At 64.1% G+C, this 18,692-nt stretch carries 16 protein-coding genes and 1 pseudogene; 4 read left to right on the top strand and 13 right to left on the bottom strand.

Features of this window, described 5'->3' with window-relative positions; translation table 11 throughout:
* Window positions 1–2: 2 nt before the first annotated feature.
* A complete protein-coding gene (locus ACTQ1Z_RS00305; RefSeq protein ID WP_320679152.1) occupies window positions 3–1,211 on the top strand; it encodes a galactokinase in 1,209 nt (402 codons plus the stop codon).
* Window positions 1,202–2,800 carry a UDP-glucose--hexose-1-phosphate uridylyltransferase gene (locus ACTQ1Z_RS00300; RefSeq protein WP_441857798.1) on the top strand — a complete coding sequence of 533 codons (1,599 nt, stop codon included), beginning with the start codon at window positions 1,202–1,204 and terminating at the stop codon, window positions 2,798–2,800. The genes ACTQ1Z_RS00305 and ACTQ1Z_RS00300 overlap by 10 nt, the downstream gene beginning before the upstream one ends.
* 164 nt (window positions 2,801–2,964) lie before the next feature.
* Here ACTQ1Z_RS00300 and ACTQ1Z_RS00295 read toward each other — a convergent pair whose 3' ends face one another.
* A complete protein-coding gene (locus tag ACTQ1Z_RS00295) occupies window positions 2,965–4,044 on the bottom strand; it encodes a hypothetical protein (protein ID WP_441857795.1) in 1,080 nt (359 codons plus the stop codon).
* 372 nt (window positions 4,045–4,416) lie between these two features.
* Between ACTQ1Z_RS00295 and ACTQ1Z_RS00290 the strand changes: the two genes are divergently transcribed.
* Window positions 4,417–5,010, top strand: coding sequence for a ClpP family protease (locus tag ACTQ1Z_RS00290; protein ID WP_441857792.1), 594 nt, complete (start codon window positions 4,417–4,419; stop codon window positions 5,008–5,010).
* Between the two features lie 11 nt (window positions 5,011–5,021).
* Window positions 5,022–6,419: a VirD4-like conjugal transfer protein, CD1115 family gene (locus ACTQ1Z_RS00285; protein WP_441857789.1), complete on the top strand. Its 1,398-nt coding sequence runs from the start codon at window positions 5,022–5,024 to the stop codon at window positions 6,417–6,419.
* Window positions 6,420–6,561: 142 nt separating this feature from the next.
* On the opposite strand, the gene ACTQ1Z_RS00280 is transcribed toward ACTQ1Z_RS00285, so the two are convergent.
* The 12 genes and pseudogenes from ACTQ1Z_RS00280 to ACTQ1Z_RS00225 all read right to left on the bottom strand — a co-directional run bounded on the left by ACTQ1Z_RS00280 (window position 6,562) and on the right by ACTQ1Z_RS00225 (window position 18,691).
* Window positions 6,562–7,821 carry an aminotransferase class III-fold pyridoxal phosphate-dependent enzyme gene (locus ACTQ1Z_RS00280; protein ID WP_320679147.1) on the bottom strand — a complete coding sequence of 420 codons (1,260 nt, stop codon included), beginning with the start codon at window positions 7,819–7,821 and terminating at the stop codon, window positions 6,562–6,564.
* Window positions 7,822–7,962: 141 nt separating this feature from the next.
* Window positions 7,963–8,919 carry an acetylglutamate kinase gene (gene argB / locus ACTQ1Z_RS00275; RefSeq protein ID WP_441857785.1) on the bottom strand — a complete coding sequence of 319 codons (957 nt, stop codon included), beginning with the start codon at window positions 8,917–8,919 and terminating at the stop codon, window positions 7,963–7,965.
* Between the two features lie 103 nt (window positions 8,920–9,022).
* Window positions 9,023–10,306, bottom strand: coding sequence for a bifunctional glutamate N-acetyltransferase/amino-acid acetyltransferase ArgJ (gene argJ / locus ACTQ1Z_RS00270; protein ID WP_441857782.1), 1,284 nt, complete (start codon window positions 10,304–10,306; stop codon window positions 9,023–9,025).
* Window positions 10,307–10,354: 48 nt separating this feature from the next.
* Window positions 10,355–11,416, bottom strand: a complete 1,062-nt coding sequence (gene argC, locus ACTQ1Z_RS00265; RefSeq protein ID WP_320679144.1) for an N-acetyl-gamma-glutamyl-phosphate reductase — start codon at window positions 11,414–11,416, stop codon at window positions 10,355–10,357.
* Window positions 11,417–11,702: 286 nt separating this feature from the next.
* Window positions 11,703–12,773, bottom strand: a complete 1,071-nt coding sequence (locus tag ACTQ1Z_RS00260) for a glycosyltransferase family 2 protein (RefSeq protein ID WP_441857779.1) — start codon at window positions 12,771–12,773, stop codon at window positions 11,703–11,705.
* A 196-nt stretch (window positions 12,774–12,969) separates the two neighbouring features.
* Window positions 12,970–13,725, bottom strand: a complete 756-nt coding sequence (locus tag ACTQ1Z_RS00255; RefSeq protein WP_441857776.1) for a hypothetical protein — start codon at window positions 13,723–13,725, stop codon at window positions 12,970–12,972.
* Window positions 13,726–13,831: 106 nt separating this feature from the next.
* Window positions 13,832–14,707: a tRNA pseudouridine(38-40) synthase TruA gene (gene truA / locus ACTQ1Z_RS00250; RefSeq protein WP_320679141.1), complete on the bottom strand. Its 876-nt coding sequence runs from the start codon at window positions 14,705–14,707 to the stop codon at window positions 13,832–13,834.
* Window positions 14,708–14,714: 7 nt separating this feature from the next.
* Entirely contained in the window at window positions 14,715–15,500 is a 786-nt protein-coding gene (locus tag ACTQ1Z_RS00245; protein ID WP_441857773.1) for an energy-coupling factor transporter transmembrane component T family protein, read from the bottom strand.
* Window positions 15,490–16,344: an energy-coupling factor ABC transporter ATP-binding protein gene (locus ACTQ1Z_RS00240; RefSeq protein WP_320679137.1), complete on the bottom strand. Its 855-nt coding sequence runs from the start codon at window positions 16,342–16,344 to the stop codon at window positions 15,490–15,492. The genes ACTQ1Z_RS00245 and ACTQ1Z_RS00240 overlap by 11 nt, the downstream gene beginning before the upstream one ends.
* A 111-nt stretch (window positions 16,345–16,455) precedes the next feature.
* A pseudogene (locus tag ACTQ1Z_RS00235) lies at window positions 16,456–17,115 on the bottom strand (energy-coupling factor ABC transporter ATP-binding protein); the annotation flags it as partial.
* Between the two features lie 115 nt (window positions 17,116–17,230).
* Window positions 17,231–17,719: a 50S ribosomal protein L17 gene (gene rplQ / locus ACTQ1Z_RS00230; RefSeq protein WP_320679135.1), complete on the bottom strand. Its 489-nt coding sequence runs from the start codon at window positions 17,717–17,719 to the stop codon at window positions 17,231–17,233.
* Between the two features lie 30 nt (window positions 17,720–17,749).
* The gene (locus tag ACTQ1Z_RS00225; protein WP_293814429.1) at window positions 17,750–18,691 is read right to left on the bottom strand and encodes a DNA-directed RNA polymerase subunit alpha; all 942 of its coding nucleotides are present in this window, start codon (window positions 18,689–18,691) and stop codon (window positions 17,750–17,752) included.
* Window position 18,692 lies beyond the last annotated feature (1 nt).

Below are 18,692 nucleotides of genomic sequence, written 5' to 3'. Positions count from 1 at the left end.
CCATGAGCGACAGCATCTGTCCCGAGCTCCTCTCGCACCTCACCGAGCTATTCGAGGCCGCATTCGGCCCCGTTGGCGACGGGCGCGTCCTCCACGTCCACGCACCCGGTCGCTCCGAGATTTCGGGCAACCACACGGACCACGAGGGCGGCCACGTCATCGCCGCCGCGCTCGACGTGGCGGTCGACGGCCTCGCCCGCCCCAACGGCACCAACACCGTGCGCGTCGCCTCCGAGGGCTACCCCCTCATCGAGGTCGAGCTCGACACGCTTGACGTCGTCGAGGACGAGAAGGGCACCACCGCGAGCCTCGTGCGCGGCATGGCCCACGAGGTCGCCGCGAACGGCGGTACGCCGACGGGCTTCGACCTCGCGATGACCTGCACCGTCCCCTCGGGCGGCGGCCTTTCCAGCTCCGCTGCCGTCGAAGGCGCCTTTGGCCGCGCGATGGAGGCCCTCTGGGGTGTCACCCCCGCCGAGCCCGTCGCCCTCGCGCAGATGAGCCAGCGCACCGAGAACAACTACTACGGCAAGCCCTGCGGCCTCATGGACCAGGCCGCCGTCTGCCTGGGTGGCCTCGCCTTCATGGACTTCGAGGACTCCGCCAACCCCAAGACGCAGAAGCTCGAGCTCGACTTCGAGGACCACGGCCATGCCCTGGTACTCGTGAAGGTCGGCGCGGACCACGCGGCCTCCACCGATGACTACGCCGCCGTCCCGGGTGAGATGCAGGCCATCGCGGCCAAGCTCGGCCACGCGCGCCTGTGCGAGGTCGACAAGGCCGACTTCGACCGCGACGTCCCCGCCCTTCGCAAGGAGTTTGGCGATCGCGCCGTTCTCCGCTGCATCCACTATTGGTACGAGAACGACCTTGTCGACCGCCGCTGGGAGGCACTTAAGTCCACGGACATCGACGCCTTCCTCTCGCTGACGCGCGCGAGCGGCGCCAGCTCCGCGATGTACCTGCAGAACGTCGTAGCCGAGCTTGGCCGCGAGCAGCCCGCCATGTACGCCCTCGGCCTTGCCGAACACATCCTGGACGGCCGCGGAGCCGTGCGCATCCACGGCGGCGGCTTTGGCGGCACCATCCAGGCCTTCGTTCCGCTCGACCTCGTCGACCAGTTCATCGAGCGCATGGACTACTGGCTCGGCGCCGGCTCAAGCCGTCGCTACAAGGTCTCTGACGAGGGGGCGTTCGCGGCATGGCTGTAGAGCAGGACGCGACTCTCCGCGACGCAATCCAGGCGCTCGTGGACTACTCCGTAACCCATGGTCTTGAGCAGGCGGAAGACCGCGTGTGGTCCTACAACGCCGTGCTCGAGTGCGCCGGCGCCCAGGGTCCCGCACCCGAGGTGGACTGGGTCCTTACCGAAGGCATGCCCGCAGAGGACGCCGCGTTCGACCTCGACGCCACCCTGGCAATCATCGCCGAGGCCGCCGTGGCCAACGGTACGGCAGACGACACGGCAAGCGGACGCGACCGCGCCGCATGCCGCGTGATGGGGCTCCTCATGCCCAAGCCCGCCGCCGTCGCTGCCGAGTTCAGACACCTCGCCAGCGAGCAGGGGCCCAAAGCTGCCACCGACTGGTTCTACCAGCTGTGCTGCGATGCCGGCTACGTGCGTCGCTCTGCCATCGCCCGTAATATCGAGTGGGTCACCCCCACTGACTGGGGCGGCCTTGAGATTACGATCAACCTCTCCAAGCCCGAGAAGGACCCGCGCGAGATCGCCGCCGCGGGCGCTGCGAAGAACACCGGCGAGAAGTACCCCGCCTGCCAGCTCTGCATTGAGAACGAGGGTTACGCCGGTCGCGCCGCGAGCGCCCCGGGCGGCGCGCACCCCGCACGCCAGAACCTGCGCATCATTCCCATCACGCTTGGCGGCGAGCGTTGGGGCCTCCAGTACTCCCCCTACGCCTACTTCAACGAGCACTGCATCGCGATGAGCTGCCATCACAGGCCGATGCACATCGACCGCACTGCGCTCTCCTGCCTCCTCGATTTCGTCGACACCGTTCCGGGCTACTTCATCGGCTCCAACGCCGACCTCCCGATCGTCGGCGGCTCCATCCTGTCGCACGACCACTTCCAGGGCGGCGCCCATGAGTTCCCAATGATGCGCGCCGAAGTGGCGGGCGAGTTCACGATGGATGGCTTCCCCGGCGTCACCGGCGCCGTGCTTCGCTGGCCGCTCTCCGTGCTACGCCTTCGCAGCGCCAGCAGGGACGAGCTCCTCGACGCCGCCACGCACGTCATCGACGCGTGGCGCGCCTGGTCCGACGAGTCCGTGGGCATCATCGCCAACGACCCCGATGGCACGCGCCATAACACCGTGACGCCCGTGGTCCGCCGCGTTGACAAGGACGGCAACGTTGGTGGCGAAGGCTATGAGGTCTACCTCGCCCTTCGTTGTAACATCACCACGGCGGAGCATCCGCTGGGCGTGTTCCACCCCCACGCGGAATACCACCACATCAAGAAGGAGAACATTGGCCTCATCGAGGTCATGGGCCTCGCCATCCTTCCGCCGCGCCTCGTTCCCGAGCTCGCGGCCGTGCGCGAGCACCTGCTTGCGGGCGACGTGGCAGGCCTTTCCGCGGACGAGCTCACCGCGAGCCACGCCGATTGGGCCGCTGACGTGTTCGCGCGCCGCGGCGATGAACTTACCCCCGAGAACGCCCTCGACATCCTGCACGAGGAGGTCGGCGTCGTCTTCGGCCACGTGCTCGAGAACGCTGGCGTCTTCAAGTGGGACGAGCAGGGCCGTGCCGCCTGCGAACGCTTCGTCGGGAGCCTGTAGCGGGGCAGTCTCGCCCTTGGTATAGACCGCAGCAAGGCACATGGGCCGCTCCCATTTCGGGGGCGGCCCTTTCCTTTGGGATGGATTCCCAGCCGCGACCTCGTCAGTAATGGCCACGGCACCCGGCGTCGCAGCGGCCGTCCCAAGCCGCGTGGCGACGCCTCCTATCCGCGAGCGCGATGGCGACGCAGGAGGCTCGCGCCCGGGCGAGCGGGCAGCTCGATGTTGAGGCCCATGAGCACGTTGATGATCCAGACGAAGAACAGCAGCACGACGACGGGTATCACGCAGTTCGTCACGATCATGACTGCGAATGCCTCTATGAGGCGAGCGACCCAACCCTTCGCCGTGTCGAGGATTCCCGTAACGCCAGAGCTCAAGGCCGTGCCGGCCCCGCTGAGCGCAGATCCGATATCCTCGCCGAGTCCGCCCGCCCACGCGGCAAACGCGCCAATGGGATCGGTCGAGGCATCGGGTGCCTCGTCGGACGACGCGGACGAGGCCCCGTCATTCGCCTGAGTATTGTCCGCCGCGTCGGCACTCTCAGTCGTCACAGCCGCAGTCCCGGCGCCCGCAGCGCCCTCGGCGTCCATCTCGGAAGAAACGGAGGCGGCGTCATGCTCGAAAGTATCCTCGATCATGTTGGAGACCTGCACGCTCGCGGGCACGACAAGCGTGAGGGCGAGCGCGAGAAGGGCGAGCTTGACCGCCGACGTACGCAGGCCCGCACGCCACGTCACATCTTCACGCACGAGGACGTAGCCGACGCCGAGCGCGCACGCAAGCGGCACCACCACGCGACAAGCGGCGAGACCAAATATCGTTAGCATGTATTTCTCGAGGTAGATGGCCCCGAGCACGATTGCGAAGTCTGCCGCGACATCCATCAGCTTGTCCGCGACGGGAATCCCCGTGTCGCCTGGGATCGCAGAGATGGCGACGGAGGCCGCCGTCGTCGTACCAACGAGCGCCGTCACCGTCTGAGCCTTGGCATCGAGTTTCTCGATGCTGCCGCGGTACGTCTCCTTCGAACCCATGACGTCAGCCACGGGAAATGCGAAGACGAGGGCGACGATTACGAGAAGGGCGACGTAGAGGGCCTTCCTCGCAGAGGGCGAGAGCTCGCCGCCCGCACGGAGCGCGCGCGACGCGTCGCCCGTCTCCGCCACCTCGGGCACGTTCGCGAGGCGCGTGTGCCCGCTCCGTCCGCCGAATTCGTCACGATCACGATCCTCTCGACCCATGGTTGCCTCCTCGTCGCGATGTCTTTTTGGCCCATGCTAGCACCAAAGCGCCACGCTCTTCGCGCCTTGTACCAGCACATATAGGCCGATATTTAATGTCATGAACGGGCGATAAGCTTGACCGCGAGAAACAAGCGGGATAGAATCGTCTTCCCGTTTGCCCGCCAAAGGCGAGCACCCGGACGAAGGCTTCGGGTTCACATCATTGACCCAACCGCGTTGAGCAAGGGCAAGTCGGCCCCTCTGAGATGACGCGAGGTCCGCCCCAACAACCAAATACAAGGATTCTCGCCACCATGAGCGGCATGCCATGACGCATACCGCTCGAGGCCGCGCAGCCGCGCCGCCCCAGACCTCAGCAGGGAGACACCCATGGAATCCAGCTTTGCCTACAGCCCCCAGATCGTCCGCGAGACGTCGTCTGGCCTTGAGCGCTTTGACGTTCGTGACCAGATGCTCGCCAACCGCGAGCTCGAACTCACCAGCCAGGTCGACGCAGGCTCATGCGCCGGCGTCATCCGCAACCTCCTCTTCCTCAAGCGAGAGGATCCAGACGCCCCCGTCACGCTCTACATCAACAGCCCCGGCGGCGAGGTTCAGTCGGGACTGGCGCTCTATGACGTCATGCAGGCGGTGAGCAACCCCATCCGCACCGTCTGTCTCGGCATGGCGGCAAGCATGGCCGCACTGCTGTTCATCTCGGGCGATGAACGCGAGATGCTGCCCCACAGCCGCGTCATGATCCACGACCCGCTCATCGGCGGAGGCCTCGGCGGCAGCGCCCTGTCCGTCAAGGCCCGCGCCGACGACCTCATGCGCATCCGCGACATCACGGCGGAGGTCATCTCTCGCCACACGGGCATGACGCTCGAGCAGGTCTTCGCACTCACCGCGTCGGACACCTATTTCGAGGCGGAGGCCGCCATCGACGCCGGCCTCGCCGACCGCATCATCACCTCGCTCTAGAAGGGAGCCGCATGTACGACACGAACATCTCCGACAACCCCCACGCCAACGGCGGCATCCGCAAGGACGGCGTGGCCGGCGGCCACGACCCCCGCTCCGCCTATGCCGGCGAGCTGCTCTTCACGCGCCACCACTCCTCCAACGCGGACTCCTGGGCCTCCGGGCTCAACAACAACGTGCTGGTGCTCGGCTGCTCCGGCAGCGCCAAGACGCGCCACCACGTGAAGCCCAACCTCATGCAGTGCCAGGGCTCCTACATCGTCCTCGACGGCAAGGGCCGCCTCTGGCATGAGATGGCGCCGTTCCTCGCCCTCAACGGCTACAAGGTCGACCGCCTCGACTTCACCAGCCCCTGTAGCGACTCGATCGGCTACGATCCCCTCGCGCACGTCCGCTGGTGCCAAGACGAGCCCGTCCAGTCGGACATCATCTCGATCGCCAGCGCGATCTGCCCCACCTCGCAGCACGAAACAGACCCCTTCTGGCCGCTCGCCGCGTCCAACTACCTCGCGTGCTTCATCGCCTACGTCTTCGAGGCGATGCCTCGCGACGACCGCAACTTCTCGAGCGTCATCCGCGTCTTCGAGGCGATGTGCGACCGCAAGGAGCGGGAGCTGTTCGAGGCCCTCGAACGCGAGAAGCCCGGCAGCTACGCCGCGGCGCTCTACCGGCGCAGCAGGACCACGCAGGGCGCCGAGAAGATGCACTCGAGCATCACGGGCATCGTCGCCGCCAACCTCCTACCGCTCTCACACAAGGGCGCGATCTGGTCATTCCAGAACCCCGAGCAGGTCGACTTCGCGTTCTTCGGGCGCGAGCGCCGCGCCCTGTTCGTCACCATGGACGACCTCGACCACAGCCTTGCCGCGCTCACGAGCCTCTTCGTGAAGCAGGCCATCTCGAGCCTCTGCGACGCCGCGGACGCCAATCCGTCCGGCAGGCTGGACATGCCCGTGCGTCTCGTCCTCGACGACTTCGCGAACCTCAACCTTCCCGGCATCGACGACGCCCTCGCCGTCATCCGCAGCCGCGAGATCAGCTGCACGATCGTCTGCCAGACGGTGAGCCAACTCGAGGCGCGCTACGGCGAAGCCGGCGCGAACTCGATCATCGGCAACTGCGACCGCCAGCTCGTCACCGCCTTCCAGGACGAGAGGACCGCACGCTACTTCAGCGTTCGCGCCAACAAGCCCGCCTCGTCGCTGCTCGAAACCCCGTCTGGGCAGTGGTGGCTGTTCGAACGAGGCCGCCGCGGCGTTATGGACGAGGCCTATCACCTCGAAGAACACCCCGCCTACCAGCAGCTCACGCTTGCAAGCAACTTCGAGGTGGACGCGAGGGACGAGGATTCCTTCGAGGAAATCGACCCGTCCGAGTATGAGAAATACGGCTTCACGCCGGCGGCCTAGAGAACGGGACGGCCCCGCAAGCGAGCGCTCGCGGGGCCGTCCTCGGATTCGTTATGTGCCGGCACGATGCGCTGCCGCCGGGCGCCGTCGGCGCGCGTCGCCGCTAGGCATCGCCACCGTGCGTCGCTACCGTGCGTCGCCGCTAGGCGAGAAGCTCGCGAAGGATGTCGCACATCTCGTCGACATCCGCATGCGTGCAGACAAGCGGTGGCAGGAGACGCAGCGTCGTGGGGCCAGTGGCGTTGATCACGAGTCCGGCCTCGAGCGCACGCGCGACGAACTCGTGGGCATCAGGCAGGCCGGCCTCAAGCTCGGCTCCCTGGATGAGGCCGCTGCCGCGCACCTCGACAACGTGCGGCAGCTCAGCGAGCTGCTCCGCCAGGTACTCGCCAACGGAGCGGACATGCTCGAGATAGCCCTCGCCCTCCTCGCCCTCGGGAGCGGTGCCCTCCGTGAGCTCGGTCAGCACGGCGTCCGCCGCGGCACAGGCGAGCGGGCCGCCGCCAAAGGTGGAGCCATGGTCGCCGGCATGGAAGGCCTCGCTGATCTCCGCCTTGGCAACGCAGGCGCCCATCGGCACGCCGCCCGCAATGGCCTTGGCGAGGGTGAACACATCGGGAACGATTCCGTAGGCCTGGAAGGCGAGTGCCCAACCCGTGCGGAACAGGCCCGTCTGGACCTCATCGCACATCATGAGAGCGCCATACTCGCTCGTGAGGTTGCGCACCTCGGTCATGAACTCCTGCGTCATCGGGTGAACGCCGGACTCGCCCTGGATGGGCTCGAGGAGCACCGCGGCGATGCTGGAACCCTTCTGGGCGAAGACGTCACGCAGGGCGTCGACGTCGTTGGCATCGATGCCGATGAAGCCACCCGGCAGCGGGCGGAACGGGTCCTGAGCCCAGCCCTGCATCGTCGCGGCAATGGTCTCCATCGTGCGGCCGTGGAAGCTCTTGTTAAGGCAAACGATGTCAAAGCCGCCGTTGCCACCGCGCTTCGCCCAGAGGCGAGCAAGCTTGATGGCGCACTCGTTGGCCTCGGCGCCAGAGTTGCCAAAGAAGGTGCGCCACTGCTGCGGCGTGTCGGGGCTCGCGTCCTTGGGCGCGACCACACCGGCATTCGCAAGCTGGGAGATGCGACGCGCGACCTCTCCCCTGTGCTCGATCTGGAAGTAATTCGAGACGTGCAGGAGCTTGTCGACCTGCTCCTGGATGGCACCCGTGAGCGCGGGGTGACCGTAACCCAGGCAGTTGACGGCGATGCCAGCGAGGAAGTCGAGATATTCCTTGCCGTCCGAATCAGTGAGACGCATACCTCTGCCACCCACGAACTCGACCGGCGAGCGGCCGAACGTGTGCATCACGTACGCGTCGTCTAGCTTCTTGGCCTCTTCGAAAGACATGGGGCTCCTTTCGTGGACTGCGTCACGCGTCTTAAGCTATGACGCCATGCCCATATACGCGATTGTCCGCGCCTCGACGGCGGAGGACGCTACGCCCTTGTGCGCGACGGCCGCGACAATAGCAACGCGTCGCGCCTCGTACTACAGGTTATTGACTGAAAGCCTGCTTGCAAACGTCCCAAGCGGATGCGCGTCATACTCGAGCGCTTCCTCGGTGGAGTGCATCGTCGTGCCGATGCCCTTATCGGTGAGCAGCTCGATGAGCAGGGAATGCGGAGTCTTGCCGTTGATGACGTGGCTGCGGAAGACTCCCGCACGCAGGGCGAAGCAGCAGCTCTGAAGCTTGGGGATCATGCCCTTGTCCACGATGCCGGAGTCGAGCATCTCCTCCATCTCGCGCAGGCTCATGTTGGAGATGAGCGAGTCCTTGTTGGAGAAGTCCTCGTAGACGCCATCGACGTCGGTGAGGTAGACGATCTTCTGCGCGCCGATGGCAGCGGCCACGTGGCCGGCGGCGACGTCGGCGTTGATGTTGTAGTAGCCGCCGTCCTCGCCCACGCCCACCGTGGCGACCACGGGGATGTACTCATTCTTGATGAGGCTGTCGAGATAGGCGGTGTCAACGTGCTCGATCTTGCCCACGCAACCGAGCTCGGGATCGAGGGTCGAGCACATGATCGTGCCGGCGTCAGCGCCAGAGACGCCAACGGCGAGGTTGCCATGGCGGTTGATGGCCGCGACCAAATCCTGGTTGACCTCGCCCACGAGCACCTGACGGACGACATCCATCGCCGCGGGCGTGGTGACGCGCTGGCCGTTCTTGAACTCCACGGGGAAGTTGAGGGCCTCGAAGGCGCGGTTGATGGCCTTGCCGCCACCGTGGACGATAACGACGTTCACGCCCAGGATCTTGAGCAGGACGATATCGCTCATGACGTCGGCGCGAAGCTTCTCGTCGACCATGGCGGCGCCACCGTACTTGATGACGACGGTCTTGCCCGTGATGTTCTTAATCCAAGGAAGCGCCTCGAAAAGGACGTTACCGGTCCTCTCGTCGGTGTCCTTGGCGCGATGGCTTGTGTCTGTTACGTACTTCATGCGCGTCTCCTGCTTCGTACGATTGGCGCAAAGTTGACAAAGGGACAGTCCCTTTGTCAACCCGCCTCGAGAACCTGCAAAAGGGACTGTCCCTTTTTCAGGTTTACGTGCGGTAGTCGCCGTTGATCTTGACGTACTCGTGGGTGAGGTCGCAGGTCCAGACTGTGGTCTCGCAGGTACCGGCCTTGAGGTCCGCCCAGATCGTGATCTCAGGCTCCTCGAAGCGGCGGAGGGCCTCATCCTCGTCGAAGGCGACGGTAAGGCCGTCGCGGCAAACGGGCATACCCATGATGTCGATGTCGACGTCGCGCTGGTCAAACTCGACGCCGCACTTGCCAAGAGCCATCGCGATGCGGCCCCAGTTGCAGTCGTGACCATAGATGGCGGTCTTCACGAGCGGCGAGTTGGCGATGGCGCGAGCGCAGGTGTCCGCGTCCTCGTCGGTAGCGGCTCCGGCGACCGTAACGGTCACGAGCTTCGAAGCACCCTCGCCATCGGCCGCGATCTCGCGCGCGAGGTGCTGGCAAACGGCATTCACGGCAACCGCGAACTCGGCGGCCTCCGGCGTACCCGGCTCGATGGGAGCGACGTCCTTGGCGGCTTCACCCGTGGCGAGCGCGATGCAGGTGTCATTGGTTGAGGTATCCGAGTCGACCGTCACCTTGTTGAACGTGGCCTTCACGACGTCGATAAGCACCTCGTGAAGCGCCTCGGGCGCCACGGGGGCATCCGTCGTGATGATGGCGATCATCGTGGCCATGTTCGGCATGATCATGCCGGAGCCCTTGCACATACCTCCAACGGTCACGGTGTGGCCAGCGAGGGCACCCGTCGCCTCGTAGGAGACGGCGTACTCCTTTGGGTGGGTGTCGGTCGTCATGATGGCGCGAGCGGCATCATGGCCACCGGCCTGGCGAGCCGCCTCGTCACCCGCGGCAGCAATCCGCGCGTGAAGCTCGGGCACGCCCGTCTCGAAGTGGTCGAGTTCGAGAAGCTGGCCGATAACGCCGGTAGACGCCACGAGAACCTCACCCGGCTCGCAGTCGAGGGTATCCGCCACGAGCTTGCAGGTGGCCTCGGCAACCTCCAGGCCCTCCTCGCCCGTCGCGGCATTGGCGTTGCCGGAGTTGATGCAGATCGCGCGCACGGGAGCGCAGCCACTCGCGCCAAGGTGGGCGCGAGAAACCGTCACCGGGGCAGCGCAGAACTTGTTGGTCGTGAAGGCGCCGGCAGCGGAGCACGGCTCGTCAACCTCCACGAGTGCCATGTCGAGGCGGCCGGGCTTCTTACGGAACCCGGCATGAATGCCACCCGCGCGGATGCCCGCGGGACTCGAGACGCCACCGTCGGCGATAACCGTGAGCTTTGTCGTGATGTTGTCTTGCATGAAGTCTCCTATCGACGGGCACACGCCCGAAAGAAGGGATTGGTACGGTTAGACGGGCATACCGACGCGCGCAAGCCCGGTGTCCTCGGCAAGGCCGAAGACGAGATTCGCGCACTGAACGGCCTGGCCGGCGGCACCCTTGCAGAGGTTGTCGATGGCGCCGATGGCCACGAGGGTGTTCGTGTGCTCGTTCTTGGCGAGGCCCACCTGGCAGACGTTCGTGCCCGTCACGCTCGAGGTGCGCGGGAGCTTGCCGGCGGGGAGCACCTGCGCGAAGGGGCGACCCGCGTAGAAGCCGGCGTAGTAGTCGACCATATCCTCAACGCTCATAGACGCCGCCTCGGGCGTGAGCTGAAGATAGACAGTCGAGAGGATGCCGCGGCGCATGGGCACGAGGTGGGGCGTGAAGACGACCTCACCGGGCTTGCCGAGAATCTGCTCGATCTCGGGCGTGTGGCGGTGCTTGCCAACGTTGTATGCCTGGACGTCCTCGTCCGCATTGCAGAAGTGCGTCTTGGCGTTGCAGCCCTTACCGGCACCGGTGACGCCGCTCTTGGCGTCAACGATGACGAGACCCTGGGTCCAACCGGCGCGAATGGCGGGCGCGGAGGCGATGGAGGTCGCCGTGGGATAGCAGCCAGCGCAGGCCACGAGGGCCGGCTTGCCAGCGGCGTGAAGCTCGTGAGCGCGATCGATATCCTCGCCAAAGAGCTCGGGCAGGCCGAAGGAACGCGTGGCGAGGAGCTCCGGCGAGGTGTGCTTGGCGCCATACCACTGCTCGTAGACGTCCTTATCGGCCAGACGATAGTCAGCGGAGAGGTCGACCACGGTCACGCTCGCGTCAAGTAGCGCCGGGACCTGAGCCATGGCTGCGGTGTGCGGCACGGCGAGGAAGACGAGGTCACAGCTCTTGACCGCCGGGTCGTCGTGCGTGGTGAACACGAGGTCAGACGCCCCCGCGAACGCGGGATAGACGTCAGCGAGCGAAGTGTCAGCGTCGGCGTTTGAGGTGATGGCGGCAAGCTCGAACTCGGGGTGCTGGAGCACGAGCCTCACAAGCTCCGCTCCGGCAAATCCCGCAGCGCCGATGATTCCCACTTTGTATGACATGCGAATCTCCCTCATAAGCTATGAGTGCAACGACTCGCCATTATAGACCTACGAAAGCGCGAGGGTCTAACCATCTATCGCGATTTTGCATAAACGTGTAACTTTATGCATTTCACTGTATATTGCATACATTATTGGGTTTACTGCCACGGTTTATTCGCATCGCAATCAAACGGACGCGCACCTGACATCAGAGCGCTTTGCTCGCGGGGCTTCTTGGTCCGGCGCGCCCAGCCTCGCGGGGCTTCTCGGCCCGGCAATTCGTCTGCGCAGAACGGCTCGCCGTCTAGCGGTTGGCCTTGAGCGTCGCGAAGAGCTTCGTGTTGTGACGCTTCACGAAGGAGATGAAGCGCCCCTCCGCGAGGGCCAGGCGCGCGTCCTTGCGGCGGATGGGCACGAGCATCACGCCCATCATCTTCGAGCGCGGCTCTGCGATGGAAACCGCGAGCTGGGCGCGATCACTCTTGATCATCTTATCGACCTGACGGAGCTTCTCGGCAGAGGAAAGCGTGCAACTGGGGTTGCAGACGTTTTCGATGCAGCCAACGAGGCGTTCAATGTAGCGGCGCTGCACCATCTCGGTGCTGGCAGGATCGCCGGAAAGGCCCCAGTGCTCGTAAAGGTCGAGCATCCAGTCGTGCTCCTCCTCGCGCTTCTCGTACATATTGGAACGCCAGCGAGCCGTCTCGCTCTCCGCGCGAAGACGGATGAAGTGGTAGTAGGCGCGCTCGGTCACACCAACGCGCTCGATGTCGCGGATGACATCGAGAACGAAGGGGAAGTCATCCCAGAAGGTGGGCTTGAAGCGAGCACCGATGCGCTCGAGATATGAGCGACGGAACAGCTTGTTCCACGGCGTATAGAAGAGGTTCTGGTCAAAGAGCTTCCACGCACCGGCGCGGAACTCCGCCTGGCTCGCATACACGCGAGAGGGCTGGCTCTTGAGTTCCGTGGTGTGCTGGTCGGCATCGCCATAGTAGGTCTCGATATAGAAGCCGGCGATAACGAGATCGAGGCTATCCGCCTCGGCAATGTTCACAAGGTCGGCAAGCATGGTGGGCTCTGCCCAGTCGTCGCCGTCGATGAAGTGGACGAACTCGCCGCGAGCACGGTCGAGAGCGACGTTGCGCGCTGCGGCAGCGCCCTGGTTTTCCGTGTGGATGACGTCAATGCGGATGTCGCGCTCTGCCAGGCGATCAGCAATCTGGCCCGTACGATCAGTCGAGCCATCGTCCACAATGATGAGCTCGAAGTTCCTGAGCGTCTGGTTCTGAATGCTCTCGATGGCGCGACCGATGAAGCGATCCACGTTATAGGCCGGTATAATCACCGAGACCTTCGGGACTCTCTTCTCCATGTGAGCCATCTTTGCCCTTCTGTCGCACGTTAACATGCCGCGCGCACCGCGCGGAGTTGGCAATGTATGCACACACGAGAGACTACCATCGAACGAGCGTATGGCTGTGGAGGCCCGGTGAGCGCAGTTAATCTGCATAATTGCTGAAGGCAAGCGCCGGACGCTGGCCTGCCGCCCAACTGGCTTCGAGAGCCGCCTACGCGAGCGTGCCTACGGCAAGCGCGAGCTGCGCGGAGTCGACCTGCAAGCGCGTCGTGCCCTCTTCATCCGTAACCTCGTTCGTCGCAACGCTGGCGATTGAATCGGAAGAAGCGCCGTTCGCGACCGCGCGCTGAGCGATGTCGACAAGCTCCATAGCGTCCATATCCGTCTGCGTTATGCCCTTGATGAGCTTCCGAGACTGGCTCTGGAGCGCGGAGCTGCCCTTCGAAGCGATTGACATGAAGGAGTCCCAACCGTCCTGCGTCATGACCACGATGTGGGAGACAGGCACCACGGCAGAGCCCGAAATGGCGGAGGCGAGACCGGCAGCGCCCTTCTGGGCATACCAATCCGCAACGGAGAGGTTCTCCTCCCCCGCCTGAATCCACTCATCCGAGGCGAACTGAAGAAGCTTGGCCGTTCCCTGAGTGTTGTTTAGTACCGCGAGGTATGCAGTGGCAAGCGAGCCCTCGGAATCATCCGACGCAACGGCGAACAGCACGGTCTCGATCTCGTCGCCCGTGGCAGTGAGGCCCGTCGCCTCAGCCTGGTCCCAGATTGATTCCTCCGCGGGAATCGTGCTCTCAACGGCGTTGCCCAGGTCATTGCTACCGAGAACCGAGTTGGCGTTTGCGAGGTCCCACAGCGTGGTCACGAGCACGCCGATCGCCACGACAACGACCACCAACACGATGACGGCGATGAGGTTGCGATGCGGGCTGTCCTTGGGGACATCTGGCCTCTCGTACATAGCCGTCTCCTTTCGCGCGTAGGAAATGACGCGCGTCAAATCGCGCACGGCACATCAAGCTCGCCATCTGGCGGCGCAACGTGCAAATGACGACCGAACCCCGACGCTACTCCCAGGGTTCGAGCAATTCTTCCGGATAGTCTACCCCTACGAAGGTCAAGCCCTTCGCGGGAGCGCAGGGGCCCGCCGCCTTGCGGTCACACGCCGCAAGCGCCTTGGCAACCCACCCCGCATCACGCTGGCCTCGCCCCACCTCAACGAGGGTTCCCGTGATCGTGCGCACCATAGAGTGGAGGAAAGCGTTTCCCACTACGTCTATGCAGGTAACTCGCTCACCGCACTCGTCCTCCCCATGAACGCCAAGGCTCATGACATAACGATGCGTCGGCTTGCCCTCGGCGGACGTCGCCTTGCAGAAGCTTTTGAAATCATGCTCTCCGACAAGGGCCTGAGCGGCCTCGTCCATCGCATCCGCGTCAAGCGGGCAGCGCAGCCACCAGGCATGGTCCCATGCGAGAACCGGTCGAGCCTGGCCGGCAACAACGCGATAGCGGTAGCTGCGCGAGCGGGCGTCAAAGCGTGCCGAGAAGCCCGCGGGGGCACGATAAAGCTGGGAGGGCGATATGTCATCCGGGAGCAGGGCGGAGAGTCCATGGGACAGGCGCCTTGCGTCAAGCTCAAGCTCCGCGGCGCTCAGGGGCACGCTCACATACTGGGCGAGAGCGTGGACGCCCGCGTCCGTACGGCCTGCGCAAGTTAGCTCCACGGGCCTACGGAGAAGCGTCTCGAGGGCGCGCACGACCTCGCCCGCAACCGTACGACGCCCCGGCTGCGCCGCGAACCCGGAGAACTCCGCACCGCGGTAGCCCAGACGAAGCACGAGGGTGCCATCAAGCGAGGCGGGGTCTGCCGCCCTCTCTGCAATCGAAGGGCGCTCGGGGGCCTTGAAGGTAGGCTCGGCAACGTCGAATCGTGACTCCATAGAACTCCTACGCGATACAAGCGGCGAGTATCGCCGCGAGAACGATGACTAGGACAACGATATCAGTCAGGCGAAGGGAGCGTGTGAGACGCGTTCTTCCGTGGCCACGGTAGCCGCGCTCGCGCATGGCATCCGCAAGGTCCTCCGCACGACGAAAGAGTGCCACGACCAGCGGCGTGAGCACGGAGAGCCACCGTCTAACGCGCACGACGGGATTGCCTTCAGCAAAGTCGACGCCCCTCGCGCGCTGGGCATCACGAATTCGCACGAGCTCCTCCGCCGCAAGCGGTACGAATCGAAGCGCGACGGACGTCAGCATCGCAAGGTCTCCCACGGGAAGCCCCAGGATGCCGAACGGCGCCATCAACGAAGAGAGAGCGTCAGCCACCTCAGAAGGTGTAGTCGTGTTCGTCATGACAAGCGACCCCGCAATGAGCACCACAATGCGAACGGCTGCGAATAGACCCCTTGCCGCCCCCTGGCAGCTAATGCCGAATTGCCCAACGAGAACGATATCGGCCGTCCCATCCGCCACGAAGGCGCAGGCAAGCAGACCAAACGCGAGGAGCAGAGCCGAGGGCCTCAAGGCCCTCAGGATGTCGCACGCGCTCAATCCCGCCAAGAACGCGCCCCCTATCACCGCAATTGCCGGCATCACCAAGCCGTACGGCGCTTCCGACGCAAAGAGGACAATGCCAAGAGCAACGAGAGCGAGCAACTTCACGCGTGCGTCTAGGCTGTGGACGGGCGTCTGCCCGGGAATGTAGGATCCCAGCAAGGTGCTAGCGCGCATCTTGGCCCTCCCTCGCGAGTTCGCCAAGCATGGCAAGCTCGAGAGGCACGCCGACGCCCCAGCGCTCAAGCACCTCGTACGCCGAGGCGAGCTCCAAAGGTGTACCCCTCCAGCGGATTCTGCCCCCTTCGAGAAGCACGACGTCATCCGCCGCGTACATCCACTCCCCCACGTCGTGGCTCACCACAATGACGGGGCGCCCCTGGTCAGCAAGATCGCGCATGGCGTTGATTAGGATCGTTCTGCATGACGCGTCCAGCCCATCCGTGGGCTCATCGAGGACAAGTGCGGCGGGGCTCATGGCAATGACGCCCGCTATAGCCACTCGACGCTTCTCTCCGCCAGAGAGCTGGAATGGAGACCTCGGCCAGAGGTCCTCCGGCACCTTGAGCAGCTTTAGGGAGCGCTGGGCACGGCGGCGTGCCTCCTCGCGTGATGCCCCAAGATTCACAGGCCCAAATTCAGCATCTTCTAGCACCGAATTTAGGAATAGTTGGTCTTCGGGTCGCTGGAGGGCAAGGCCAATGGCACCCCGCACGACGGACTTTCCCGCAAGCGTGACCGAACCCGCGTCAGGCTCAAGAATGCCAGCCGCCACGCGCGCGAGCGTCGACTTTCCCGCTCCCGAAGGACCGATGACAAGAGACAGATGCCGAGACGGGATTTCGAGGCTCACGCCATCAAGAATCTGGGCGCCTCCAAGCTTGAGCTGGATATCCCGCAGGCTCAAGCCACAAGAAGAGGACGCCTTGCCATCCGAGCACGAGGCCGCACGCTTCGAACCAACGTGAAGCGAATCAAGCAGCTCATGCCCGCGGCTGGCTTCGCGAGCGAACGAAGCCAACTGATACGCCGTTCGATAACTAGTTAAGTCGCACCCATCCTTAACAAGCATGGCCAAGGCAGTCGACAAACGAGATCCCGGAAACACGCGGCTCGCGCGCCCTTCATCTGCGAATAGCAGATTCGGCGCGCCCTCCCAGACTAGACGCCCAGCCTCCAAGACAACCACTCGATCTGCATACACGGCCTCTTGGGGGCTATGAGATACCAGCAATATGCCAACGCCGCGCTTTGTAAGCCCTCTCAAGACGCCTCGGAGGCTCGATCGCGATGCGTCTTCAAGCTGCGACATCACTTCATCAAGCACGAGATACCGCGGATGCATCGCCAGAACGCCGGCGAGAGCCAGGCGCTGCTTTTCCCCACCCGAAAGAGTGTCAACAGCCCTGTCCCCAAAACCTAAGAGACGGCAGTCGTCAAGCGCCTCGTGAACCCTCTTGCGTACCTCCTCGGCAGGCAGTCCGAGATTACAGGGGCCAAATGCAACCTCATCAAAGACAATCGGCGCGACAAACTGAGATTCAGGATCCTGTCTTACGTATCCAACGCAACCGTCATGCGTCGAAGCCTGAAGATTACGGTCATCAACCTCAATCGAGCCGCACTGAAGCTCCAAGGAACGCGCGAGCAGCCTGGATAGCGTCGATTTTCCCGAACCATTTGCTCCGAGCAAAACGACGAGCTCTCCCGATGCCACATCAAGCGAGACTCCCGAGAGAGCATCACGAGAAGAGCCTGGATATCGATAGCGTATGTCCCGCGCCCTTATCATTGCCCTCCCCAACACCGTTCTCTCGTGATTTCTATCGCAGGCAAGCATAAACAAAAAGAGGGTCCGAGAAATCCCGGACCCTCTCATTTGCACGAAGCTAAATTGAGCGAAACGCCTACTCGGCGGTCTCCTCAGTGGCCTCAGCGGTCTCGACGACCTCGGCGGCCTCCTCAGCGGAAGCCTCCTCGACCTTCTCAACCTTGGTGACCACGGCCTTGGCCGGCTTGGCCTTGGCGGAGACAGGCTCGGTCACGATCTCCATGATGACAACCTCAGCGTTGTCACCCTTGCGGGGACCGAGCTTCATGATGCGGGTGTAGCCGCCGTTGCGGTCAGCCCACATGCCCTGCGCGGCCTTCTCGAAGGCCTCGCGGACGAGCTCCTTGTCACCAAGCTTGGCGATGGCGAGACGACGGGAGTGCAGGTCGCCCTTCTTCGCCCAGGTGATGATGCGATCCACGTCGCTGCGGATGGCCTTAGCGCGCGGAAGGGTCGTCTTGATGCGGTCGTTGGCGAACAGCGCCTGGCACAGGCTCTTCTTCATAGCCTTGGTGTGGCTGGCGTCGGTACCAAGCTTCATACCGCTCTTCTTGTAGTGCCTCATAGTCAGTTACTCCTATGTGTGTAGCGGCGGCTAGGCCTTGAAGCCCAGACCCATCGACTCGAGCTTGTCCTTGACTTCCTCGATCGACTTGACGCCGAAGTTGCGGATGTTGAGCAGGTCGTTCTCAGAGAACTCAACGAGCTGACGCACGGAATGAATACCGGCGCGCTTGAGGCAGTTGTAGGAACGGACCGAAAGGTCGAGCTCCTCAATCTGCTTGTCGAGCTCAGTGTTGTCGTCGGTCTGGCCAGCGGCGAAGATCGACGCGTCCTCGACCGGCTCGCCCTCATCGGCCAGGCACATGAACGCGGTCATGTGCTGGTTGATGATGTTCGCAGCCTCGACGACGGCCTCGCGGGCGGTGACACCACCGTTCGTCTCGATCTCGAGGACGAGACGATCATAGTCGGTGTGCTGACCCACGCGGCAGGGCTCAACGGCCTTGGCGCAGCGAGTAACCGGCGAGAAGAGAGAGTCAACGTGAATGAGACCGATGGGGTCGTCATCGCGCTCGTTGTCCTCGCCAGACACATAGCCACGACCAGTACCGATGCGCATGGACATCGTGAGGTGGGCGCCCTCGCCGAGGGTGCAGATAACGTGCTCGGGGTTGACGAGCGTGAACTCGGTCGGGATGTTGAAGTCGCCGCCGGTCACGGTAGCCGGGCCGTCGATGGAAATCGTGGCCGTGGCCTCGTCGCCAATGCCGAGACTCTTGAACGCAAGTCCCTTGACGTTCAGAACGATGTCGGTGACGTCCTCGTAGACGCCCTCGACCGTAGTGAACTCATGCTGCACGCCGTCGATCTGGATGGCCTCCACAGCGGCGCCCTCGAGAGAGGAGAGCAGCACGCGGCGAAGCGAGTTGCCAAGCGTGTCGCCATAGCCGTGCTCAAGCGGCTCGGCCACAACGCGAGCGACATTCTCGCTGACCTCTTCTACCGACACGGTCGGTCGGATGAAATCGGACATA

Source organism: Parolsenella sp. LCP21S3_E11, from assembly GCF_052118165.1.
Taxonomy (GTDB): Bacteria; Actinomycetota; Coriobacteriia; order Coriobacteriales; family Atopobiaceae; genus Parolsenella.
The sequence above is the reverse complement of the archived record's forward strand: the minus strand, read 5'-3'. Positions and strand labels throughout refer to the sequence as shown.

Excerpts from the sequence above, each read along its gene's own strand:
- ACTQ1Z_RS00305 (WP_320679152.1), top strand. The coding sequence starts at position 3 with ATGAGCGACAGCATCTGTCCCGAGCTCCTCTCGCACCTCACCGAGCTA.
- ACTQ1Z_RS00300 (WP_441857798.1), top strand. The coding sequence starts at position 1,202 with ATGGCTGTAGAGCAGGACGCGACTCTCCGCGACGCAATCCAGGCGCTC.
- ACTQ1Z_RS00295 (WP_441857795.1), bottom strand. The coding sequence starts at position 4,044 with ATGGGTCGAGAGGATCGTGATCGTGACGAATTCGGCGGACGGAGCGGG.
- ACTQ1Z_RS00290 (WP_441857792.1), top strand. The coding sequence starts at position 4,417 with ATGGAATCCAGCTTTGCCTACAGCCCCCAGATCGTCCGCGAGACGTCG.
- ACTQ1Z_RS00285 (WP_441857789.1), top strand. The coding sequence starts at position 5,022 with ATGTACGACACGAACATCTCCGACAACCCCCACGCCAACGGCGGCATC.
- ACTQ1Z_RS00280 (WP_320679147.1), bottom strand. The coding sequence starts at position 7,821 with ATGTCTTTCGAAGAGGCCAAGAAGCTAGACGACGCGTACGTGATGCAC.
- argB (WP_441857785.1), bottom strand. The coding sequence starts at position 8,919 with ATGAAGTACGTAACAGACACAAGCCATCGCGCCAAGGACACCGACGAG.
- argJ (WP_441857782.1), bottom strand. The coding sequence starts at position 10,306 with ATGCAAGACAACATCACGACAAAGCTCACGGTTATCGCCGACGGTGGC.
- argC (WP_320679144.1), bottom strand. The coding sequence starts at position 11,416 with ATGTCATACAAAGTGGGAATCATCGGCGCTGCGGGATTTGCCGGAGCG.
- ACTQ1Z_RS00260 (WP_441857779.1), bottom strand. The coding sequence starts at position 12,773 with ATGGAGAAGAGAGTCCCGAAGGTCTCGGTGATTATACCGGCCTATAAC.
- ACTQ1Z_RS00255 (WP_441857776.1), bottom strand. The coding sequence starts at position 13,725 with ATGTACGAGAGGCCAGATGTCCCCAAGGACAGCCCGCATCGCAACCTC.
- truA (WP_320679141.1), bottom strand. The coding sequence starts at position 14,707 with ATGGAGTCACGATTCGACGTTGCCGAGCCTACCTTCAAGGCCCCCGAG.
- ACTQ1Z_RS00245 (WP_441857773.1), bottom strand. The coding sequence starts at position 15,500 with ATGCGCGCTAGCACCTTGCTGGGATCCTACATTCCCGGGCAGACGCCC.
- rplQ (WP_320679135.1), bottom strand. The coding sequence starts at position 17,719 with ATGAGGCACTACAAGAAGAGCGGTATGAAGCTTGGTACCGACGCCAGC.
- ACTQ1Z_RS00225 (WP_293814429.1), bottom strand. The coding sequence starts at position 18,691 with ATGTCCGATTTCATCCGACCGACCGTGTCGGTAGAAGAGGTCAGCGAG.